Source organism: Pseudohongiella acticola, assembly GCF_001758195.1.
Lineage (GTDB): Bacteria > Pseudomonadota > Gammaproteobacteria > Pseudomonadales > Pseudohongiellaceae > Pseudohongiella > Pseudohongiella acticola.
The window spans coordinates 146,318-166,710 of sequence record NZ_MASR01000001.1 but is presented as its reverse complement, the minus strand read 5'-3'; the positions used below and the strand labels follow the sequence as shown (position 1 = coordinate 166,710).

The window sequence follows — 20,393 nt, the reverse complement described above, 5'->3', positions numbered from 1 at the left end:
TCGCGCACGGTTCGGGCGAACAGTGCGCGCGCCAGGCGTTATTGGAAGTACGCGTTCTCTCGATTGCTGTGATCAGTCACATCTCGCACACCGGTCAGGCCGGGAACGTTTTCCACCAGCGTTTTCTCCACACCCTCTTTCAGGGTTACGTCAACCATGCCACAGCCCTGGCAACCACCGCCAAATTTGAGCACGGCGATGGAGTCATCAACGATTTCTTCCAGGCTCACGACACCACCATGCGAAGCCAGAGACGGGTTTATTTCGTTATATAAAACGTAATTGATACGATCTTCCAGCGGGCTGTCGTCACGAATCTTGGGCAAGCGCGAATTCGGCGCCTTGATGGTCAATTGCCCACCCATGCTGTCTTTGGCGTAATCCACCACTGCATCTTCCAGAAACGGGATGCTTCGCTTTTCCACCCAGGCGTCGAAGTGCTCGTAAGCTTTTTGCTCGTCCTCTTCCTTCTCTTCACCAGGCCGGCAAAAAGAAATACAGGTTTCTGCCTTTGGCGTGCCCGGATCCAGAATGAACACGCGGATACCAATGCCCTCGCAATCCTGCTTTTTCAACAGTTCTGCCAGGTATTCCTGTGCGGGCTCTGTGATCGTGACCATAAGTACGGTGCGCCTCTTGATTAACTTGTTCAATTAACTTGTCTAACTAACTTGTCTAACCATCACGTCGACATCATGCACGTCGACATCATGAATCGGGCTGCACATTCGTCAGCCATCGAATACTCGACTATTTTACTAGGTTATTATGGATTTTGCAGCTCCCGCCACCGAAAAGGCACAAATTTATCCGGTAAGGCTCGGCTTCTGGTAGAATTGCGCCTCTCTGAAATTCGCCAAAACAGTCAAACCAGCCGTCGATAATACAGAATGGCTGATTACTGGAACCATGGAACAGATCATGAAACAGCATCCCGCTTTCGCCACCCTTCGTCAGGCCCTCAGTCAACGCATCCTGGTTCTGGACGGCGCGACGGGAACCATGATTCAGGCGGAGAAGCTACAGGAAAAGGATTTCCGGGGTGAACGTTTCCTCGACCACCCCAGCGACCTGGCCGGCAACAATGATCTGCTGACGCTAACCCGACCGGATGTGATCCGAAAAATTCATCACGCCTATCTTGATGCGGGCGCCGACATCGTTGAAACCAACACCTTCAACTCAACGGCGGTATCGCAATCTGATTACGGCCTGCAGGCCATCGTGCGTGAACTCAACGTTGAGGCCGCCCGGCTCGCGCGCGAGTGCTGCGACGAGGTCACGAAACAGGATCCGTCACGACCACGCTTTGTAGCGGGTGTGGTCGGCCCCACCAGCCGCACCGCGTCACTGTCGCCCGATGTCAACGACCCCGGCTATCGTGCGACAGACTTCGATGCGCTGGTTGCCGACTATGAAGTGGCAGTTGAGGGCCTGATCGCCGGTGGCGCTGACCTGCTTCTGATCGAAACCATTTTTGATACCTTGAATGCCAAGGCGGCTGCGTTTGCCGCGCACCTGACCATGGAAAAACTGGGTATTGAATTGCCCATCATGATCTCCGGTACCATCACCGATGCCAGCGGCCGCACCCTGTCCGGGCAAACGGTTGAAGCCTTCTGGAATGCGCTGTCCCATGCCCGCCCGCTGTCAATCGGATTTAACTGTGCGCTGGGCGCCGAGCAGCTGCGCCCTCACATCGAGGAAATCTCGCGTCTGGCCGACACCTACGTCTCTGCCCACCCCAATGCCGGCCTGCCTAACGAGTTCGGAGAATACGATCAAAGTGCACGCGAAATGGCTGTTATTGTTGAAGAATTTGCCGCCAGCGGATTCCTTAATATTATCGGCGGGTGCTGCGGGTCGTCACCCCAGCATATCCGTGCCATCGCTGACGCGGTCGCCAAATATCCACCCCGCGCCCTACCGAAAATCGAAGTCAAATGCCGACTCAGCGGCCTGGAAGCATTCAACATTTCCTCCGACAGCCTGTTCGTAAACGTGGGGGAACGCACCAATATCACCGGCTCACGCAAGTTTGCCCGCCTCATCCTGGAAGGACTGTATGACGAGGCCCTTGATGTGGCGCTGCAACAGGTAGAGTCTGGCGCCCAGGTGATCGATATCAACATGGACGAAGGCATGCTGGATTCACGCGCAGCAATGGAAAAATTCCTGCGCCTGATCGCTGCCGAACCCGATATCAGTCGGGTTCCGGTGATGATCGATTCATCCAAGTGGGAAGTAATTGAAACCGGTCTGAAAAATATTCAGGGCAAAGGTATTGTCAATTCCATCAGCCTCAAGGAAGGTGAGGAAGACTTCCTCGCCAAAGCGCGCCTGTGCCGTCGCTATGGCGCCGCCGTCGTAGTCATGGCGTTTGATGAGAATGGCCAGGCGGATACGCTCGAGAAAAAATGCGCCATCTGTAAACGCAGCTACGAGTTATTGGTCAGCGCGGTCGATTTTCCGCCTGAAGACATCATTTTCGACCCCAACATTTTTGCCATTGCCACGGGTATCGACGAGCATAACAACTACGCCGTCGACTTTATCGAAAGCTGCAAATACATTCGTCAGAACCTGCCTCACGCCCTCATTTCAGGTGGCGTCAGCAATGTTTCCTTCTCCTTCCGTGGCAATGATCCGGTGCGCGAAGCCATTCACTCGGTATTTCTGTTTTACGCCATCAAAGCCGGCCTCAACATGGGTATCGTCAATGCCGGTCAGCTCACGGTTTACGATGAGATTCCGGCCGAGCTGAAAGAACGCGTCGAAGATATCGTGCTCAACCGCCGCGCCGACGGCACTGATCGGTTGATGGAAATTGCCGCCAAGTACAGTGGCACCAGTAGCAATGAGTCCAGCGAAGATATTGCCTGGCGCGATGCGCCGGTTGGTGAACGCATCACGCATGCACTGGTGAAAGGCATCACCCGGTATATCGATGACGATACCGAGGAGGCACGCCAGCAATTCGAGCGACCAATACAGGTCATCGAAGGGCCACTGATGGACGGCATGAATGTTGTCGGCGACCTGTTTGGCAGTGGCAAAATGTTCCTGCCCCAGGTGGTCAAGAGTGCCCGTGTCATGAAACAGGCAGTAGCGTTTCTGTTGCCCTTTATTGAAGCGGAAAAACTCAAACATGAACAGGCCGGTGGCGAGAGCAAAGCCAAGGGCAAAGTGTTGCTGGCCACTGTCAAAGGCGATGTCCATGACATCGGCAAGAATATTGTGGGTGTCGTGCTGGGCTGCAACAACTACGACATTATTGATCTGGGCGTCATGGTACCGTGCGAAAAAATCCTGCAGGCTGCCAAAGAGCACAAGGTCGACATCATTGGCCTTAGCGGCCTCATTACACCGTCGCTGGATGAAATGGTTCACGTTGCAAGAGAGATGCAGCGCCTTGATTTCAATGTGCCTTTACTGATTGGCGGCGCAACCACTTCAAAAGCCCACACCGCCGTCAAGATCGAGCAGAACTACACCAACAACGCAACCGTCTACGTGCCCGACGCGTCACGCAGTGTCACCGTGGTCAGCAACCTGCTGAGCGATGAAAGCCGCGACAGTTTCGTCGCCGGTGTCAAAGCCGAGTACGATACCGTGCGAGCACGAACCGCCGGTCGTGATCAGCGCAAGAGTCTGCTGCCCTTTGACGAAGCCAATGCTAACGCAGGTGATTTCAGCTGGAACGAACAAAGTATCACACCGCCCTCCTTCACCGGCGCCCGGGTGCTGGACGATTACCCTCTGGAAAAACTGGTGCCCTACATCGACTGGACACCGTTCTTTATCACCTGGAGCCTGGCTGGCAAGTATCCGGCGATTCTGCAGGACGACGTAGTTGGGCAGGCAGCCCGCGACCTGTTTGCTGATGCCCAGGCCATGCTGAAAAAACTGATTGACGAAAAACTGCTGCGTGCACAGGGCGTTTTTGGCTTCTGGCCGGCTGCACGAACCGGGCTTAATGATGTCACTCTGTATGCTGACAAAGACCACCAGAACAAGCTGCACACCTTCAGTTTCCTGCGTCAACAGGCCGCCAAAGCTGACAACATTCCCAATCTGTCACTGGCTGATTTTGTTGCCCCGGCAGAGCACAAGGACAGCGACTACATTGGGGCGTTCGCCGTCACTGCAGGCATCGGTGCTCAGGAGCTGGCAGAACGCTACGCGGCTGAAAACAATGATTACAACTCATTAATGGTCAAGGCGCTGGCGGACCGACTCGCCGAGGCTTTCGCCGAGCACCTGCACGAGCGTGTGCGCACCGAATACTGGGGCTATGCGCCCGCTGAAAAACTGGATGGTGAAGCGCTGATCAAAGAAAAGTACCGGGGCATCCGTCCTGCGCCCGGATATCCTGCATGCCCTGAACATTCAGATAAAGTCGCCATTTTTGACTTGCTGGACGTGGAGAACGCCATTGACATGGAGTTGACGGAAAGTTTTGCCATGTTGCCGGCGGCCGCCGTCAGCGGTTTTTACTTCGCCCACCCTGAATCACGCTACTTTTCAGTAGGCAAAATCAACGATGACCAGGTTGACGATTTTGCAGCACGCAGGCAATTGAGTGATGAGGACGCCCGGCGTCTGCTCCGACCCAATCTGCTGGATTAGCTTATCGATATATTGAGTTAAAACTAGTTAAACTTATTGATACAATAGGTTAATCAAAGCCTTTGGCGGACGCAAGCTATTGCGCGCCAAAGGCCGGGAGGTTGGCAGTATGTACGAGTCAGAAACGCCACGGCAGGAAGATCAGAAGCAGGATCAGAAAAAGGAGCGGAATGCCGAATCTGGCAAGCTGTCCTTCTGGCAGACACTGGCCAGTGTTGGTCAGGCCAGTTTTGGCGTGCAGAACAAGAAGAACAAAGAGCGCGACTTTGAACAAGGCTCTATCAAGGGCTTTGTCGCCGCCGCACTGATATTCACGGTCGTTTTTGTGCTGGTGCTGGTTGTTGTTGTCAACGTGGTGCTGGGCTGATCAGGCAACCCTCAGCTAGCGACGTAAAACACCAGCATTCCCACGGCAATGACCACCAGGGAGAAAATGGCCAGGGCATCGGCCCGGCTATTGGCCTGAATTTCTTCTTCGGTGTAGCTGCTCTCTGCGCTGTGATCGCTCATAGTTTCTCTCTCAAGACGGTTACTAAATTGGATGCCAACAGTGTCTAACGGCACCAGATACCAGGACTTTCGGAGGCGCATTTTAATGACTTCCGGCACAGAATCAAGAAAATCAGCTAAATACATTTGACAAAATCAGCAGGCAGCAAGGCAAAACTATGTATCGATATGATAATTACGACCACCAGATGCTGGCGGATCGTGTCGCACAATTCCGGGACCAGACCAGTCGCTACCTGGCTGGCCAGCTCAGCGATTCTGAGTTTCTTCCGCTACGTCTGCAAAATGGTCTTTATGTCCAGCGGCTCGCACCCATGCTGCGCATTGCCATCCCCTACGGCATGCTCTCCTCGACGCAATTGCGCAAACTGGCGCACATTGCAGATTACTACGACAAGGGTTATGCCCACCTGACCACGCGGCAAAACATTCAGTTCAACTGGCCTGCACTGGCCGAAGTGCCTGACATTCTTGCGCATCTGGCAGAAGTGGAAATGCACGCCATTCAGACCAGCGGAAACTGCATCCGCAATACCACCACCGATCAGTTTGCCGGCGTGTCCGCGGACGAGGTCGAAGACGCCCGTGCCTATTGCGAAATCATCCGCCAGTGGTCAACCTTCCACCCCGAATTTGCCTACCTGCCCCGCAAATTCAAGATTGCTGTCTGTGGTACTCGCCGCGACCAGGCTGCCACTCAGGTACACGATATCGGCCTGTATATTGTGCGCAATGACGCCGGCGACATAGGTTTTCGTGTGCTGGTCGGTGGCGGTCTGGGTCGGACGCCAGTCATTGGCAGTGAGATTTGCGAGTTTCTGCCGCAACAACACCTGCTGTCTTATCTGGATGCCATCTTGCGGGTCTACAACCGCGAAGGCCGGCGCGACAACAAATACAAGGCGCGCATCAAGATTCTGGTCAAGGAAAGCGGCGTCGACAACTTCCGAGACAAGGTCGAGGCAGAATGGCAAGCCATCAAGGATGGCCCGATGACGCTGACCCAGGATGAAGTCGAGCGCTGCCGTGCTTTTTTCCATGACCCCGCCTACAAAGACCTGCCGGCGCAGAGCGACACCCTGAAGCAGGCGCTGAGCAGCGACGTCATGTTTGCCGCCTGGTACCAGCAGAACGTTGCGGCACACAAAAAACAGGGTTATGCCATTGTCACCATCTGCGTCAAAAAAACCGGGTTTGCCCCGGGTGACCTGGATTCGGCTCAGATGCGTTTTGTTGCTGATATGGCGGACACCTACAGCTTCGGGGAAATGCGTATTGCCCACACCCAGAACATCGTATTCGCTGATGTCGAGCAGGATCAGCTTTATCAACTGTGGCAAAACCTGAAAACCCAGAGTCTGGAAGCTGACAACCTGGGTCTGCTTAACGACATGATCTGCTGCCCTGGCGGCGATTTCTGCGCGCTTGCAAATGCCAAATCAATTCCCATTGCCGAATCCATACAGCGTCGCTTCAGTCATGAAGAGCTACGTGATATCGGCAGCGTGTCGCTGAACATTTCCGGCTGCATGAACGCCTGCGGCCACCACCATGTCGGCAACATCGGCATTCTGGGCGTCGACAAGAAAGGCGAAGAGTATTATCAGGTGTCACTGGGCGGTTCTGCCGACAACAACACCGCGCTCGGTAAAATCGTTGGCCCGGCATTCTCCCAGGATGAAATCCCGGTGGTGATAGAAAAAATCGTGGCAGTCTACAAAAAAAGCCGCGAGCCACAAGAGGCTTTTCTGAACACCTATAACCGTATCGGCATGGAGCCCTTCAAGGATGCGCTCTACGGCAGCAAAGACAAATCGCGCAGCGCACAGGGAGCCGCCTCATGAGCCAGACATTGATCAAAGACGGCAGCATCAGCACTGACAACTGGGTCCTGCTCGCAGCCGATACACTGGGCGATACACAGGCGGATAAACTGGCGCAGCATGACGGCGACGATATTATTGTGCCGTTGAACTGCTGGCTGGAGATACGGGAGCAACTGCTGGCACGCCCGGGAAAAACCGGGGTCTGGCTGCAAAGCAATGAAACTCCGCTTGCGCTGGCCGAGGATCTATCGCGCCTGCCATTGATTGCACTCAATTTCCCTGCATTCAGTGACGGCCGAGCCTATAGCAGTGCGCGCGAATTACGCCAGAATATGGGTTATACCGGGGAACTGCGCGCCATCGGGGATGTCCTGCGTGATCAACTGTTCTACATGGCACGCTGTGGATTTAATGCCTTTGCCTTGCGCGACGACCAGAACGCCGACGCCGCGCTGGGCGCCCTGACTGATTTCAGGGACGCCTACCAGGCCAGCGTCGACCGGCCTGAACCACTGTTTCGCCGCCGGGCCTGATCCGCATGCGTCCGGGCCTGAAGTCGGCAGGCCCGGACAGGCGGACAGGTCAGTTCAGGACGAAAGGTCCAGCACCAGCCGACCGGTGCTGTCACCACGCAGTACGCTGGTCAGGGCATCGCCCAACCCATCCATACCCACCCGTGTTTCCAGCTCAGCCAGATGCTGCAACTTCCATTGCTCGGCCAGTTTCTGCCACACCTGGCGCTTGTGCGTCAGCGGCAGGTTCACTGAATCCACGCCAAGCAAATTGACCCCGCGCAGAATAAAAGGAAACACACTGGCCTGAAACTGCGGCGACGCCACCAATCCACAACAGGCAACACTGCCACCGTACTGCAACGATTTAACCACGTTAAACAGAATATCGCCGCCCACCACATCAACAGCACCCGCCCACAATTCTTTGCTCATTGGTTTGGCGGATACTTCCATATAATCATCACGCCCGATTATGTCACTGGCGCCCAGACTGCGCAGGAAATCATGCGATCCGGTCGAACCCGTCATGGCAGTAACCTGGTACCCCAACTGTGCCAGCAAGGCCACAGCGAAACTGCCAACGCCACCACTGGCCCCGGTCACCAGCACCGGCCCCTGCTCGGGCTGCAGTCCGTTCTGCAACAGCTTATCGACACACAGTGCCGCCGTGAACCCGGCAGTACCGATGATCATACTCTCTTGCAGGCTCAGTCCCGCCGGCCGTTTCACGACCCAGCCTGCCGGTACCCGAATATACTGACCGAAACCGCCAGCCGTATTCATGCCCAGATCGTAGCCAATGACAATGACGTCGTCACCTTCGATAAACTCGTCACTGCTGGATTCCGCGACAACACCGGCAGCATCAATGCCCGGCGTATGCGGGTATTGCCGAGTCACGCCCTTGTTGCCAACAGACGACAGCGCATCCTTGAAGTTTAGCGAGGAGTAGGCAACACGAATCAGCACATCGCCTGCCGGCAAATCGGCGACTTTGCGCTGCGTGACGGCGCCCTGATACACAGGTTTGGCGCCCTCCTGTACCTGCTCCTGCACGACGAAAGCGTTAAAGGTTTCCTGATCCAGTTTCATAAAATTTCCTGTGGTTTAGTGAATGACAATCTGTGCCGTAGCAGTGACGGCTGGGCTTTCTGGCCGTTGCTCTGGTACTGGATATGACACTGGCGTCAGTACCGCTAACACGACCGGCCCGATGTCAGAACTGGCGTTGCTCTCGCAGCCGCTGCCACCAGGTCAACAACGTTTTGTCCATCGCCTTCTGCAGAACACCGCCCAGTTTTTCACCCAGCGGCACACGGATTTCATAATTGACTTCGTAGACATCCGACTCTTTACAGGCATCAACAATGTAGTCGTCGCTGGTGCTGATCGTGTCCACCATTTTACGCTCCTGCGCCTGTGTGCCGACCCAGGTTTCGCCTGTGGAAATAACATCAATGTCCACCACCGGGCGGTATTGCTTGACCCACTGTTTGAACAGGACATGCATTTCTTCAACATCCTGTTTGGTTTTTTCCCGCCCTTTCTCGGTGATTTCGCTGAACGGTGTCAGTGTGCGTTTGTACTCACCGGCAGTAATCATTTCGAAGTCAACGTCATTTTTTTTCAACAGCCTGTGTATATTAGGCAGTTGTACCAACACCCCGATGGAGCCAAGAATGGCAAACGGCGCGGCAATAATGCGGTCTGCCACGCAGGCCATCATATAACCACCACTGGCCGCGACTTTGTCCACACAGATTGTTAACGGTATCTTCTGTTGGCGAAAGCGCAGCAATTGCGAAGACGCCAGGCCGTAGGCGTGAACCATACCGCCCGGGCTCTCCAGGCGCAGCATGACTTCATCCTGCGGCTCTGCCATGGTCAATACGGCCGTGATTTCCTGACGCAATGATTCCAGCCCGGAGGCTTCCATGTCACCGTCAAACCCCAGAATGTAAACACGCCGCCGACGTGTTTCACCACTGTCGGTTTTCAGCTTTTTCTCTTCATCTTTCAGACGCTTTTTTTCCGCTTTATGGAAGCGTTTGAGGGAAAACTTGTCCAGAACAGAGCGTTGCAGACCCTGCTGCATCGACTCCAGTTCCTTGTTGACGTGAGTCACACTCAGATGCCCGCGCTGCAGATGCCGCCGGTTACGCTGACCAGCAGCAATCATCATGCTGAGAATGGCAAACACGGCAATAACAATTGTTGCCGTCTTGGCCAGAAAAACCACATACTCAATAACGTATTCCAAAGTCCTACTCCTTTATCAATCTGTCGATGCTATCACAGCATCACAATATTCCTGTATCAGTTGCCCGGCGACACTGATCGCCGGTGATGGTATCTGCGGCAGCTTATCGACGTCATACCAGTGCGCTTCAGCGATTTCGGCCGCTTCCGGCACGATGTCACCACTGACATAGTCCGCATAAAACCCCAACATCAACTGCGAAGGAAACGGCCAGGGCTGGCTTTTGACATAACGAATATTGTCTACTTCGACACCGACCTCTTCCAATACTTCACGCGCTACCGCCTGTTCCGCACTTTCACCCGGCTCTATGAAACCAGCCAGGCAACTGAAAAAAGTGGCTCCTGGCCTGACACTCCTGGCCAGCAGGATCTGATCACCCCGGGTAATCAGGACAATGACGCAGGGGTTGATTCTTGGGTAATAATCCACCTCGCATTGCGGACAACTTAATACGCGCTGCGGGTTAACCAGGTGGGTAGGCGAACCACAGCGGCCACAATAACGATGGCTGTCAAACCAGTTCAGCAGCTGACTGGCACGCCCCGCCAGAATGAAGGCATCAAAGCCCTGATGCACGAGAAATTCGCGCACCGGCGTGGGTTCGATATCGTCGAGCTCTGGTGGCAAGTGGGACAGCTGCAGGGCATCATAAGGAAGCTGGTCTGACGCCAGCGCTGTCACATGCACGCGACACATGACAAACGCCTCCAAGCCTGTAAAGCGGGCAGACGGCCACACCGGACTATCTCCGTTTAACAGGAGTCTGCCTTGATAGAACAGAATCAGGTCATGCTGTGTATGGTTCTGATGGTCGTCAGCGGTCAAACGTGCTCCCCGGCCAGCTCATCTTCCTGATCATCATCCAGGTCGTCGTCATCAAGACCTTCAGCCAGTGCCACCGTGCTGACAGCAACACTCTCGGGTGCTGGTACCTCGCGATCACTCTGCAACCACAGGCATCGCTCACCACTGATTTTGTTGATATGCGTCAGAAACGCATCATGTGCACCCAGCTCTTCGGAGGTGGGCTGAACCACTGCCAACACCAGGTCTTCACGCACGCGCCCGTGTCCGGGCTTATGTTCGTCACTCCCGGCCGACTCCTCTGCCGCCAGCGACAGGTCGGTCTGACCACCACTGAGCATCAGATAAACGTCTGCCAGAATTTCAGCATCCAGCAAGGCGCCGTGCAGATCACGTTGTGAATTATCAACACCGTAGCGCTTGCACAGCGCGTCCAGACTATTGCGTTGCCCCGGGTGTTTACGACGGGCCATGCCCAGTGTATCGGTTACCGTGCAGTAATCAGCCATACGCCCATAGGTGTCGCCCAGGCGAGCCAGCTCCGCGTCAAGAAAACCAATGTCAAAAGGAGCATTATGAATCAGCAGTTCAGCACCGGTGACAAACGCCAGGAACTCATCCACGACCGCGGAAAATTCCGGCTTGTCCTGCAGAAACTCATTGCTGATGCCATGCACTTCCTGCGCGGCCTCGTCGACGTCCCGCATGGGGTTGGTATATTGATGGTAGTGGCGGCCGGTGAGGCGCCGTCGCTCCAGCTCGACACAGCCGATTTCAATGATTCGGTGACTGACCGGATCCAGGCCGGTGGTTTCAGTATCCAGTACTATCTGACGCATAATTCTCCACCAAGCGCTGCGGCTATAGCTCTGTTATTCCCAGATTGGCCAGCTCATCGGCGCGCTCGTTACCGACATCGCCGCTGTGTCCTTTGACCCAGCGCCAGTCGATGTCATGAGCCTGGCTCAGAATGTCCAGTTGTTGCCACAAGTCCTGATTCAACACCGGCTTTTTCGCCGAGGTTTTCCAGCCTCGCTGCTTCCAGCCGGCAAGCCACTGCTCTATCCCGTTTAGCACATATTTTGAGTCGCTGTGTAATACCACCTTGCAGCCCGGCTTTTTCAGGGCTTCCAGTGCCCTGATCACGGCTGTCAGCTCCATACGATTATTGGTGGTCATGATCTCGCCGCCATGTAGCGTCTTTTCTGTACCCCGGAAGCTGAGAACAACCCCCCAACCGCCTTTACCGGGGTTACCTTTGCAAGCCCCATCTGTATATATTTCAACTACATCCTGCAAATTATTAATCCTTTACTAAAAGCTAAACTGCTTAATCATCTGTTTTTTTACGATGCAGGTTCTTGCGCGGCGGCATCGGTATCACGGTACCCCGTCCCGATGCCACACGCCCGGTTTCAGCCAGTGGTGAACCCAGCGCCGGCGCCCTCAGCTTCGGCCAGCGTGACACCACCGGTGTCAGAGGCATGCGCTGTTTACTGGCAACAATCAGGTAAAAGGCACCTGTTGGATTGCCCAGCCGATCGAACCAATGCTCAAACCTGTCCGCATGCGACAGAATGCGTGGATGCCTGATGGGTGGCAGAAAGCCGCCATAAGTAACCCGCTCGACATGAAAGTCCAGCAGACTTAACCAGTCTGTCAGGCGTCTGCGCGAGATGAAACGGGCATTCCAGGGCGTCGATCGACGCCAGCGTAGCAACCCGCTGGCGCCCCACAAACTGACCGGATTAAACCCCACAATCAATAGCCGGCCACCAGGCATCAATACGCGGGTCGCCTCCCGCAGCAAGCGATGACTGTCCGGGGTGAAGTCCAGAGCGTGGTGCAAAAGTACGGCATCAATACTGTCCGTGCCCAGTGGCAGCGCCTCATTATTGGCTACCGGGACCTGGCGCTCTGCATCCCAGCCCGGCGCAAAGCGGAATTTATGTCCGACCGGACAATCATCCACCATGGAAATCCCCGGAGAACACGACAGCTGCAACATGTGATAACCAAACACGCGACTGAGCACGGGCGCCAGTTGTGCCCTTTCCGCCTCCAGCAGCGCGTTGCCCAGCGGACTTTGCATCCAGTTATCAAGCACCGGCGCCAGTGATACCGGATCCGGTATGGCACGACGTCGAGCGAACAGCTTAACCATATAAGTTACCCCTGAGCAGATTCTAGCACCTGCCACGCAAACGCAACAAACAGGATCTGCTATCATTGTTGACCAGCATGACGTACACACACTGCCACACTCGCGGAGTTTGCCAATGGCGTTAACCATAACACCCATACCCGCCTTTAATGACAACTATATCTGGGCCCTGCATCAGGCCGACGGTCAGACCGTTGTAGTCGACCCGGGCGATGCGGAGCCCGTTAAAGCCTGGCTGAGCGCCAACGGAGCGACCCTGGCTGGCATTCTGATCACCCATCACCACCCTGATCACACCGGCGGCCTGGACGCGCTGCTGGCGATGACGTCGCCGGTACCGGTATACGGCCCTGCCGGTGGCCACATTCGACAAATTAACCACACAGTAAAGGAAGGCGACCAGCTCAGCATTCTGGACCACGACTTTGAGGTACTGGAAACGCCAGGACACACCCTGGACCATATTGTGTATTTTCATCCCGGTGCGTCAGACACAAGCGCCCCTGATGATGGCGATACTGCGGACCTGGGCAACCCGCCCTGGCTGTTCTGTGGCGACACCCTGTTCGCAGGAGGCTGTGGTCGTATTTTTGAGGGCAACCCGGCGATGATGTACGGGTCGCTACAGAAACTGGCATCACTACCCGCGGCAACACAGGTATACTGCGCGCATGAATACACACTGGCCAATCTGGCATTTGCCGCCAGTGCCGACCCTGACAACGGTGACCTGAAGCAGCGACAGGTGGATGAACGCAACAAACGCGACAAACAACACCCGACCTTACCGTCGACTATTTGTCTGGAGCAACGAACCAATCCTTTTTTGCGTTGTCACAGTCCCAGTTTACAAGCAACTGTCGAACAACAGGTGTCACACAAACTGACGTCAGGATTAGAACTTTTTACCGCGCTGCGTCGTCTCAAAGACCAGGCCTGACAACAGACAGTACCTTTATCCTTGTATCTGTCCACATTGATTGCAGGATGTTCGCTAATGGAATTTTCAAAAACATGAATGCAGATCCACGTTTAACTCCGGCCACGCGACCCCCCGACATCTCGCGCAGAACAACAACGCCCGGCACCAGATTTCGCCTTAAACCACTAAGCCTGTTGATCGCATCGGGCATTTTTTTACAGGCTTGCAGCAGTCTGCCGTCATCGACACAGGTGGATGAAGACAACGCCAGCACTGGCAACCGAATCGAACGCACAGCGGGCAACACCCGTAACAACCGCCAACGCGGTGTTGTTATCAATCCTGGCACGGTCGAGCTGTCTCCGCAGCCCGAAGCCCTGCCCAGTCACGCTGACACGGTCTGGTATCGCGTCAGCAACGGCCTTCAGTTTGCGCTTGACTACCATAACGAACAGATTGAAGACGAGATTGAATGGTTCCGCGACAACCCCGGCTACATTGCTGAAGTGACCGAGCGCGCCACCCCGTTTATTTACGAAATTGTACAGGAAGTGGAACGGCGCGGATTGCCACTGGAACTGGCACTGCTACCTATCGTTGAAAGCGCGTTCAATCCGATGGCACGCTCAAGCCAGAGTGCGGCGGGTCTGTGGCAATTTATGGCGCCAACGGCTGCCAGCCTGGGTCTGAAACGGGACTGGTGGTACGATGGCAGACACGACCCCATGGCGGCAACGTCTGCTGCCCTGGATTATCTGCAGGCACTGCACGCGCAGTTTGATGAAGACTGGCTGCTGGCTCTGGCCGCTTACAACGCCGGCCAGGGCAACCTGCAACGCGCAATTCGCAGCAACCGGGATGACGGTCTGGCCACTGACTTCTGGTCACTGCCGCTGCCGGCAGAAACCGTCCGTCACGTGCCGAGACTGCTGGGACTGGCGCATGTCATGGCGGATCCTGATCATTTTGAATTAACGCTGAGCGTGGTGCCGGACCAACCTTACGTGCATGCTTATGATGTGGGTGCCCAGATCGATCTGGGCCTGGTGGCAACCCTGGCAGAGCTGGAACCTGAACTCATTTATCAACTTAACCCCGGCTACCTGCAGTGGGCAACTCATCCCGATGGTCCTCACACAGTTCTGTTGCCGGTCGGCAGTGTTCCCGCCTTTGAGCAGAATCTGGCAGAACTCGGAGACAGTCACATTACCTGGGACCGTTATACCATTCAGTCCGGGGATACGCTCAGCGGTATTGCCGCCCGCTTTGGAACTCAGATAAACGTGCTCCAGCAAACCAACAACCTGACTGGCTCGCGCATTGTCGCCGGTGACTCGCTGCTGATTCCGCGTGCATACCACCCCGGAGAAACACCTTTGTCGGCATCAGGGCTTTTGGCTGTCGCCAACACACCTACCGTACCGGCAGGTCAATATACCGTGCGCTCCGGTGACAGCCTGTGGCGTATTGCCAACCGGTATCAGCTGACAGTTAACGAGATTGCGACATGGAATGATATCGCCACCGATTCAGTGTTGCGGCCCGGTCAGCGCCTGCGGCTGGAACCTGACACCCTGGCCACCGCTGATGCCAATGGCACCAGCAACAACCCTTCGGCGTTGCAATACGAAGTCAGACAGGGAGACTCTCTGGCGCGCATCGCCAGAGAGCATGGCGTCAGCATTGAAGATATTACCCGCTGGAATCAGATTGGTCGCCGCAGCCTGATCCATCCGGGCCAGGAATTGGTGTTGTATATCGACTGAGTGGACGCGTCCGCCTGATCGAGGTCCGGTTACAGCAACCGGGCACCGATCAGGATCACCACCAGCATAACGGCAACCCACAACAGCATGCTGCCAGTCGGCCAGGTTCTCGCCAGCGGACCTTCCGGACCGTGATAACGGATCCACAGTTGTGGCAATCGCTTACCCTTCTCTACCACCAGCGACTGAAACAGGCCATTGAGCACCACCAGCAGGTGCATAAAACTGCGCCAGATCATCGGGCCGACACGACGGTAGAAGAAATCCACATCCAGGCTGATGGTCAGCGTGCGCTTCATCAGCGGCAACGTGACAAAAAATGCCAGTCCGGCGAACAGCAACAACTGCAATTGTGTCACCAGGTGTTCTGCCGTATAGGGTACATAGCTCACTTCGTAAGGCAGGAACTGATACAGCAGTGACGGGAACACACCCAGCAGTACACAGGCCACGGCAAAAATGATCATCGCCGCCTGCATATTCCAGGAAGGATCCTTGGGCCTCAGGCCGGAATCTTTCTGGAAAAACACAAACCATGGAAACTTGATACCCGCATGCAGGAAAACACCGGCTGATGCCGCGACCAGCCCGTACCAGACAAAGGCAAGGTCACCATAGGCCGCACTCTGGCTGATCATGGATTTGGAAATGAAGCCTGAGGTATACGGGAACGAGGAAATCGCCAGGGCGCCGATGGTGCCGCAGATCGTCGTCACCGGCATGGTACGATACAGCCCGCCCAGATCAGTACATTTACGCTTGCCAGTCTGCACAATCACGGCGCCGGCACTCATCAGCAACAGTGCCTTGTAGATGATGTGAGCAAACGCGTGCGCTGCCACGCCATTCAGCGCGAGTTCGGTGCCGATACCCACACCCACCACCATGAAACCCACCTGGTTAACGATCGAGTACGCCAGAATCCGGCGCATGTCGTTCTCCATCAAGGCATAGATGATGCCGTAGAAAATCATGTACAGGCCGACCCAGATCAATACCTGCTGTCCCGGAAACAACAATAACAGAGTCAGTACTGCGGTTTTGGTGGTAAATGCTGACAGAATCACCGAACCGGTCGGGCTGGCCTCCGGGTAAGCATCAGAGAGCCAGGCACTGACCGGTGGTGCAGCGGCATTGATCAGCACACCGATCAACATCATCCAGGTCGCAAAGCTATCCAGCATCAGCGGTTGAATGGCAATCGAACCGGTTTGCACAGCAACACCTTCGATGCCAATTTTTAACAAAATACCACCAATCAGGTGCATGATGCCGTAACGAATACCGGCACGACGAGCCGCTTCAGTACCGCCACACCAGACCACCACCGTGGAAAACAGCGCCATGAATTCCCAGAACAGGAACAGCGTGATCAGGTCACCGGCAAACGACACCCCGACAGCCCCGGCGGCGTAGGCCATCGAGGCCGACATCTCCACCACACGGGCGTGCTGAAAAGCAAACAAGCCGCCGATCATGGCCATTAATGCAAAGATTGTAGCGAACAGTCGTCGAACATTACTGGCTTCGACCAGTTCCACCTCATAACCCAGGAACCGTGCTGTCATCAGCACGCCATCATCCAGATTCCAGATCATCAACAGCGTCAGCAGCGGCACCAATATCAACACCAGCGGCCGAATGCCGGGCCGCACCAGCGGAATCAGCAACGCGCCCAGAATCATGATGAACGCGGGTGGGAACATTAAATCAGAGATCGTCATAATACGTATCCGGACGCTTCAGGAACAAACCCAGCAGCTTGGCGAAGATCACCATGCCCAGGCAGCTAACAAATCCAAAAATCGCGTAAAAGGCAAACCAGCCATCCACACCAAAATAGTCATGCACTTCGATAAACAGCTGAGCCACCACCGTCAACGCCAGAATGGCGATAAAACCAATCCATAACAGGCGTATGGTCTTCGGCCTTACCAGCCAGTGTGGCTCCCCATCCTTGAGATCAGGCACATCCACCCGGGGACAGTCCTCACCATAGGTGACAGGCTTAAGTCCGGCATACAGCGGATTGTCGGCAAGTGTCTTGTCATAAGGTTGCTCGCTCATTACGGCATACCTCCTACCAGCTGGGTTTCAAGATCCAGAACCGGACCATTAAAGAAGAAGAACAGCAGCGTCAGCGACGCCGTTACGCACAGCGCCACAACCATGCTGAAAGGTGCCTCACCATGGTCTTTCAGCTTCACATCTTCCGGTTTGAAGAATGCATTAAAGATGATGGGCAGGAAGTAGCCGGCATTCAGCGCCGTCGACAGAATCAGCACCACCAGCACAAAATAGTTATCAAGCTGGAAGGCACCGGCGATGATGAACCACTTGGATACAAAACCCGCCGTGGGTGGCACCCCGATCATCGATAACGCGCCGATGGCAAAGGCCCCCATGGTAAAGGGCATTCGCCAGCCGATACCGTTCAACTGGTTGATCTCGGTTTTCTTTGAGGCGACATAGATCGCGCCCGCGGTGAAGAACAGTGTGATCTTGGCAAAGGCGTGCGCGGCAATATGAATGGCAGCACCAATTTCCGAAAACGGTGCCAGCGCCATGGTCGCCATGACAATATAACTGAGCTGGCCAATGGTGGAATACGCCAGCAGCCGTTTGATATTGGTCTGCCGTAACGCAACGCAGGAGGCTGCCACCACCGTGAAACCGGCCAGATAGACCGCGATACTTTCGTAGGGAACCTCTGCCAGGTAGTCAGTGCCAAAAATGTAGATGACCACCTTAATCAGGGTAAACACACCCGCTTTTACTACCGCCACCGCGTGCAGCAAGGCTGACACCGGTGTCGGTGCCACCATGGCTGCCGGCAACCATTTATGTACCGGCATGACAGCGGCTTTGGCTACACCAAACAGGAACAGCATCAGCAATAGCGTTGCCGAGCCGGCTGCCAGATTGCCGTCAAGAATACCGCCGGGCACAAAGTCCAGCGTGCCGGCAGCGGCATACACCCAGATCACGGCTGGCAACAGGAAGACAATCGACGTGGTCATCAGGATGCCGAGATAAACACGACCGCCCGCCTTTGCCTTGGCATCACCTTTGTGGGTGACCAGCGGATAGGTGGAAATTGTCAGCACTTCATAAAAGATAAACAAGGTTAGCAGGTTTGCCGAGAACGCCACACCCATGGCACCAAACAACGCGATGGCAAAACAGACATAGAACCGGGTCTGGTTGATTTCGTTGGTGCCACGCATGTAGCCGAAGGCATAAATTGACGTCACCACCCACAGCCCACTGGCAATCATGGCAAACAGAATCGACAGCGGTTCGGTATTAAAGGCAATGCCAACGCCTGACATCACAGTAAACAGTTCTATACCAATCTGTTCGCCTGCATTCAGGCCAATCAGCACGCGAATAACCAGGCCGAACAGGCTTAATGCTGTGACCATGGTGATGGTTTCGCGCAGGTTGGGCCAGCGGCCGGTCAACCCGATCAGGATCGACCCGAACAACGGGGTCAGCAAAGTCAGTATCAAAGCGGTATTTGCAGTCACAGGGAAACACCTCCTGCCATCAACTGCGCAGCAGCCGCTTCGGCGATATCAACAGTCAAACGGGTATCAATGCCAAAATAGATATTGGCAAAAATCAGTATCCACACCGGAATCAACAAACTTGCAGGGGCTTCGCGGCGGGTCGGATCTTTGGCTTCGCCAAAATAGCCCGCCTCCACGACGCGGCCGACATAGACTACCGCCAGCATAGAGCCCGCCAGAATGACCACCACGATAGGCCACCAGCCTAGCTCAACTGCAGCCAGTATCAGGTGCCACTTGCTGACAAAACCGACCGTCAACGGCACCCCGATCAGGCTCAGTCCACCAATGACAAAGGCCCAGAATGTTAACGGCATGGTTTTGGCCAGGCCCTGCATGTCTGACAGAGAGGTGCCGCCCATTCGGTACATGACTGCACCCAGGGTCATGAACAGAGCACCTTTCATCAGGCCATGGTTGAACACATGCAGCAATGCGGCCGTCAGCCCCATCGCTGTGCCCATGGCGATGCCCAGCACAATATATCCAATCTGGGCGACACTGGAGTACGCCAGCATACGCTTGATATTGGGCTGCCCGATACTCACCGTGGATGCACTCAACAAGCCGATTACCGCCAGCGGAATCAACACTTCTGCCAACGGCTCTGCGCCAAAGCTGAATTCAGGTCCAAAGATGGTAAATACAAACCGGATCAGGATATAAACAGCTACCTTGGTCGCTGTCGCCCCCAACAACGCCGTCACTGCTGACGGTGAGTAGGTGTAAGCATTCGGCAACCAGAGGTGCAGCGGAAACAGTGCCAGCTTCAGGCAGATACCGGTAACAATAAAGGCAAAGCCGGTGCGCACTGTGCTGCTGTCACTGATCGCCGGCAGACGCTCCGCCAGGTCAGCCATGTTCAGTGTGCCGGTCATCACATACAAAAGACCAACGCCTATCAGATAAAATGTACCACCAATGGTGCCCATCACCAGATAGGAGAAAGAGGCAGTTAATGCTCGCCGGTCGCGCCCCATGGCAATCAGGGTATAGGTTGCCAGCGAGGAAATTTCCAGAAACACAAACACGTTAAACGCATCACCGGTCGCGGCCATGCCGCACAGGCCAAGGCTAAGCAACAACAGCGCTGCATAAAACATGGGCGCGCGCTCAGCACCAACTTCCTGCTCAACGCTCAGGCGTGCGTATGGCATGACCACACTGGCCAGACCGGTAATCAGTACCAGCAGCAAAGCATTGGCAAAATCTATCCGGTACTCGATACCCCACGGCGCTTCCCAGCCTCCCATGGTGTAAATAATTTCTCCCTGCGCCTGCACCTGTACCAGCAACAATACTGTACACAGCAGCGAGAACCAGGAGACCAGAGTCGACAGCAGCCAGGGCCACGTGGCACCTCGCATGAGCGCCACAACAGGTGCCGCCAACAAGGGCGCAAGCACTACAAGAACAGGAAGA

The 20,393-nt window shown here is 55.2% G+C and carries 18 protein-coding genes; 6 read left to right on the top strand and 12 right to left on the bottom strand.

Annotation, left to right across the window (positions count from 1 at the left end; genetic code table 11):
- Window positions 1-38: 38 nt before the first annotated feature.
- Entirely contained in the window at window positions 39-620 is a 582-nt protein-coding gene (gene nfuA, locus PHACT_RS00710; RefSeq protein ID WP_070115472.1) for a Fe-S biogenesis protein NfuA, read from the bottom strand.
- 301 nt (window positions 621-921) lie between these two features.
- Here nfuA and metH point away from each other — a divergent pair, with 301 nt between their 5' ends.
- The gene (gene metH / locus PHACT_RS00705) at window positions 922-4,629 is read left to right on the top strand and encodes a methionine synthase (protein ID WP_070118048.1); all 3,708 of its coding nucleotides are present in this window, start codon (window positions 922-924) and stop codon (window positions 4,627-4,629) included.
- 109 nt (window positions 4,630-4,738) lie between these two features.
- Window positions 4,739-4,996 carry a DUF2970 domain-containing protein gene (locus PHACT_RS00700; protein WP_083264232.1) on the top strand — a complete coding sequence of 86 codons (258 nt, stop codon included), beginning with the start codon at window positions 4,739-4,741 and terminating at the stop codon, window positions 4,994-4,996.
- Between the two features lie 11 nt (window positions 4,997-5,007).
- Here the strand turns inward: PHACT_RS00700 and PHACT_RS16580 are convergent, their stop codons facing one another.
- A complete protein-coding gene (locus PHACT_RS16580; protein ID WP_281201703.1) occupies window positions 5,008-5,139 on the bottom strand; it encodes a hypothetical protein in 132 nt (43 codons plus the stop codon).
- 158 nt (window positions 5,140-5,297) lie between these two features.
- Between PHACT_RS16580 and PHACT_RS00695 the strand changes: the two genes are divergently transcribed.
- Both PHACT_RS00695 and PHACT_RS00690 read left to right on the top strand, forming a co-directional pair.
- Window positions 5,298-6,983, top strand: coding sequence for a nitrite/sulfite reductase (locus tag PHACT_RS00695; RefSeq protein ID WP_070115471.1), 1,686 nt, complete (start codon window positions 5,298-5,300; stop codon window positions 6,981-6,983).
- A complete protein-coding gene (locus PHACT_RS00690) occupies window positions 6,980-7,498 on the top strand; it encodes a DUF934 domain-containing protein (protein ID WP_070115470.1) in 519 nt (172 codons plus the stop codon). The genes PHACT_RS00695 and PHACT_RS00690 overlap by 4 nt, the downstream gene beginning before the upstream one ends.
- Before the next feature lie 54 nt (window positions 7,499-7,552).
- On the opposite strand, the gene PHACT_RS00685 is transcribed toward PHACT_RS00690, so the two are convergent.
- From PHACT_RS00685 to PHACT_RS00660, 6 genes are all read right to left on the bottom strand, one after another.
- Entirely contained in the window at window positions 7,553-8,572 is a 1,020-nt protein-coding gene (locus PHACT_RS00685) for a YhdH/YhfP family quinone oxidoreductase (protein ID WP_070115469.1), read from the bottom strand.
- Between the two features lie 124 nt (window positions 8,573-8,696).
- A complete protein-coding gene (gene sohB / locus PHACT_RS00680) occupies window positions 8,697-9,740 on the bottom strand; it encodes a protease SohB (protein ID WP_070115468.1) in 1,044 nt (347 codons plus the stop codon).
- Between the two features lie 15 nt (window positions 9,741-9,755).
- Window positions 9,756-10,439: an NAD(+) diphosphatase gene (gene nudC / locus PHACT_RS00675; protein ID WP_211284376.1), complete on the bottom strand. Its 684-nt coding sequence runs from the start codon at window positions 10,437-10,439 to the stop codon at window positions 9,756-9,758.
- A 125-nt stretch (window positions 10,440-10,564) separates the two neighbouring features.
- A complete protein-coding gene (gene dnaQ / locus PHACT_RS00670) occupies window positions 10,565-11,386 on the bottom strand; it encodes a DNA polymerase III subunit epsilon (RefSeq protein ID WP_070115466.1) in 822 nt (273 codons plus the stop codon).
- 22 nt (window positions 11,387-11,408) lie between these two features.
- Complete coding sequence (gene rnhA, locus PHACT_RS00665) at window positions 11,409-11,846, bottom strand: ribonuclease HI (protein ID WP_070115465.1); 438 nt, start codon at window positions 11,844-11,846, stop codon at window positions 11,409-11,411.
- A 31-nt stretch (window positions 11,847-11,877) separates the two neighbouring features.
- Complete coding sequence (locus PHACT_RS00660) at window positions 11,878-12,711, bottom strand: class I SAM-dependent methyltransferase (protein ID WP_070115464.1); 834 nt, start codon at window positions 12,709-12,711, stop codon at window positions 11,878-11,880.
- Window positions 12,712-12,826: 115 nt separating this feature from the next.
- Between PHACT_RS00660 and gloB the strand changes: the two genes are divergently transcribed.
- The gene (gene gloB / locus PHACT_RS00655) at window positions 12,827-13,651 is read left to right on the top strand and encodes a hydroxyacylglutathione hydrolase (RefSeq protein WP_070115463.1); all 825 of its coding nucleotides are present in this window, start codon (window positions 12,827-12,829) and stop codon (window positions 13,649-13,651) included.
- A 74-nt stretch (window positions 13,652-13,725) separates the two neighbouring features.
- Window positions 13,726-15,399, top strand: a complete 1,674-nt coding sequence (locus PHACT_RS00650) for a LysM peptidoglycan-binding domain-containing protein (RefSeq protein WP_169819360.1) — start codon at window positions 13,726-13,728, stop codon at window positions 15,397-15,399.
- A gap of 29 nt (window positions 15,400-15,428) precedes the next feature.
- Here the strand turns inward: PHACT_RS00650 and PHACT_RS00645 are convergent, their stop codons facing one another.
- Genes PHACT_RS00645 through PHACT_RS00630 form a run of 4 tightly spaced genes read right to left on the bottom strand, consistent with a single transcriptional unit; the run spans window position 15,429 to window position 20,338 of the window.
- The gene (locus tag PHACT_RS00645; protein ID WP_070115462.1) at window positions 15,429-17,123 is read right to left on the bottom strand and encodes a Na(+)/H(+) antiporter subunit D; all 1,695 of its coding nucleotides are present in this window, start codon (window positions 17,121-17,123) and stop codon (window positions 15,429-15,431) included.
- On the bottom strand, window positions 17,110-17,466 hold the full coding sequence (locus PHACT_RS15930) for a hypothetical protein (protein ID WP_083264230.1): 357 nt from the start codon (window positions 17,464-17,466) through the stop codon (window positions 17,110-17,112). The genes PHACT_RS00645 and PHACT_RS15930 overlap by 14 nt, the downstream gene beginning before the upstream one ends.
- A complete protein-coding gene (locus PHACT_RS00635; RefSeq protein ID WP_070115461.1) occupies window positions 17,466-18,929 on the bottom strand; it encodes a proton-conducting transporter transmembrane domain-containing protein in 1,464 nt (487 codons plus the stop codon). The genes PHACT_RS15930 and PHACT_RS00635 overlap by 1 nt, the downstream gene beginning before the upstream one ends.
- Window positions 18,926-20,338 (bottom strand): monovalent cation/H+ antiporter subunit D family protein, encoded by a 1,413-nt coding sequence (locus PHACT_RS00630; RefSeq protein WP_317622232.1) that lies wholly within the window; start codon window positions 20,336-20,338, stop codon window positions 18,926-18,928. Before PHACT_RS00630 ends, PHACT_RS00635 begins: the two co-directional genes overlap by 4 nt.
- Window positions 20,339-20,393 lie beyond the last annotated feature (55 nt).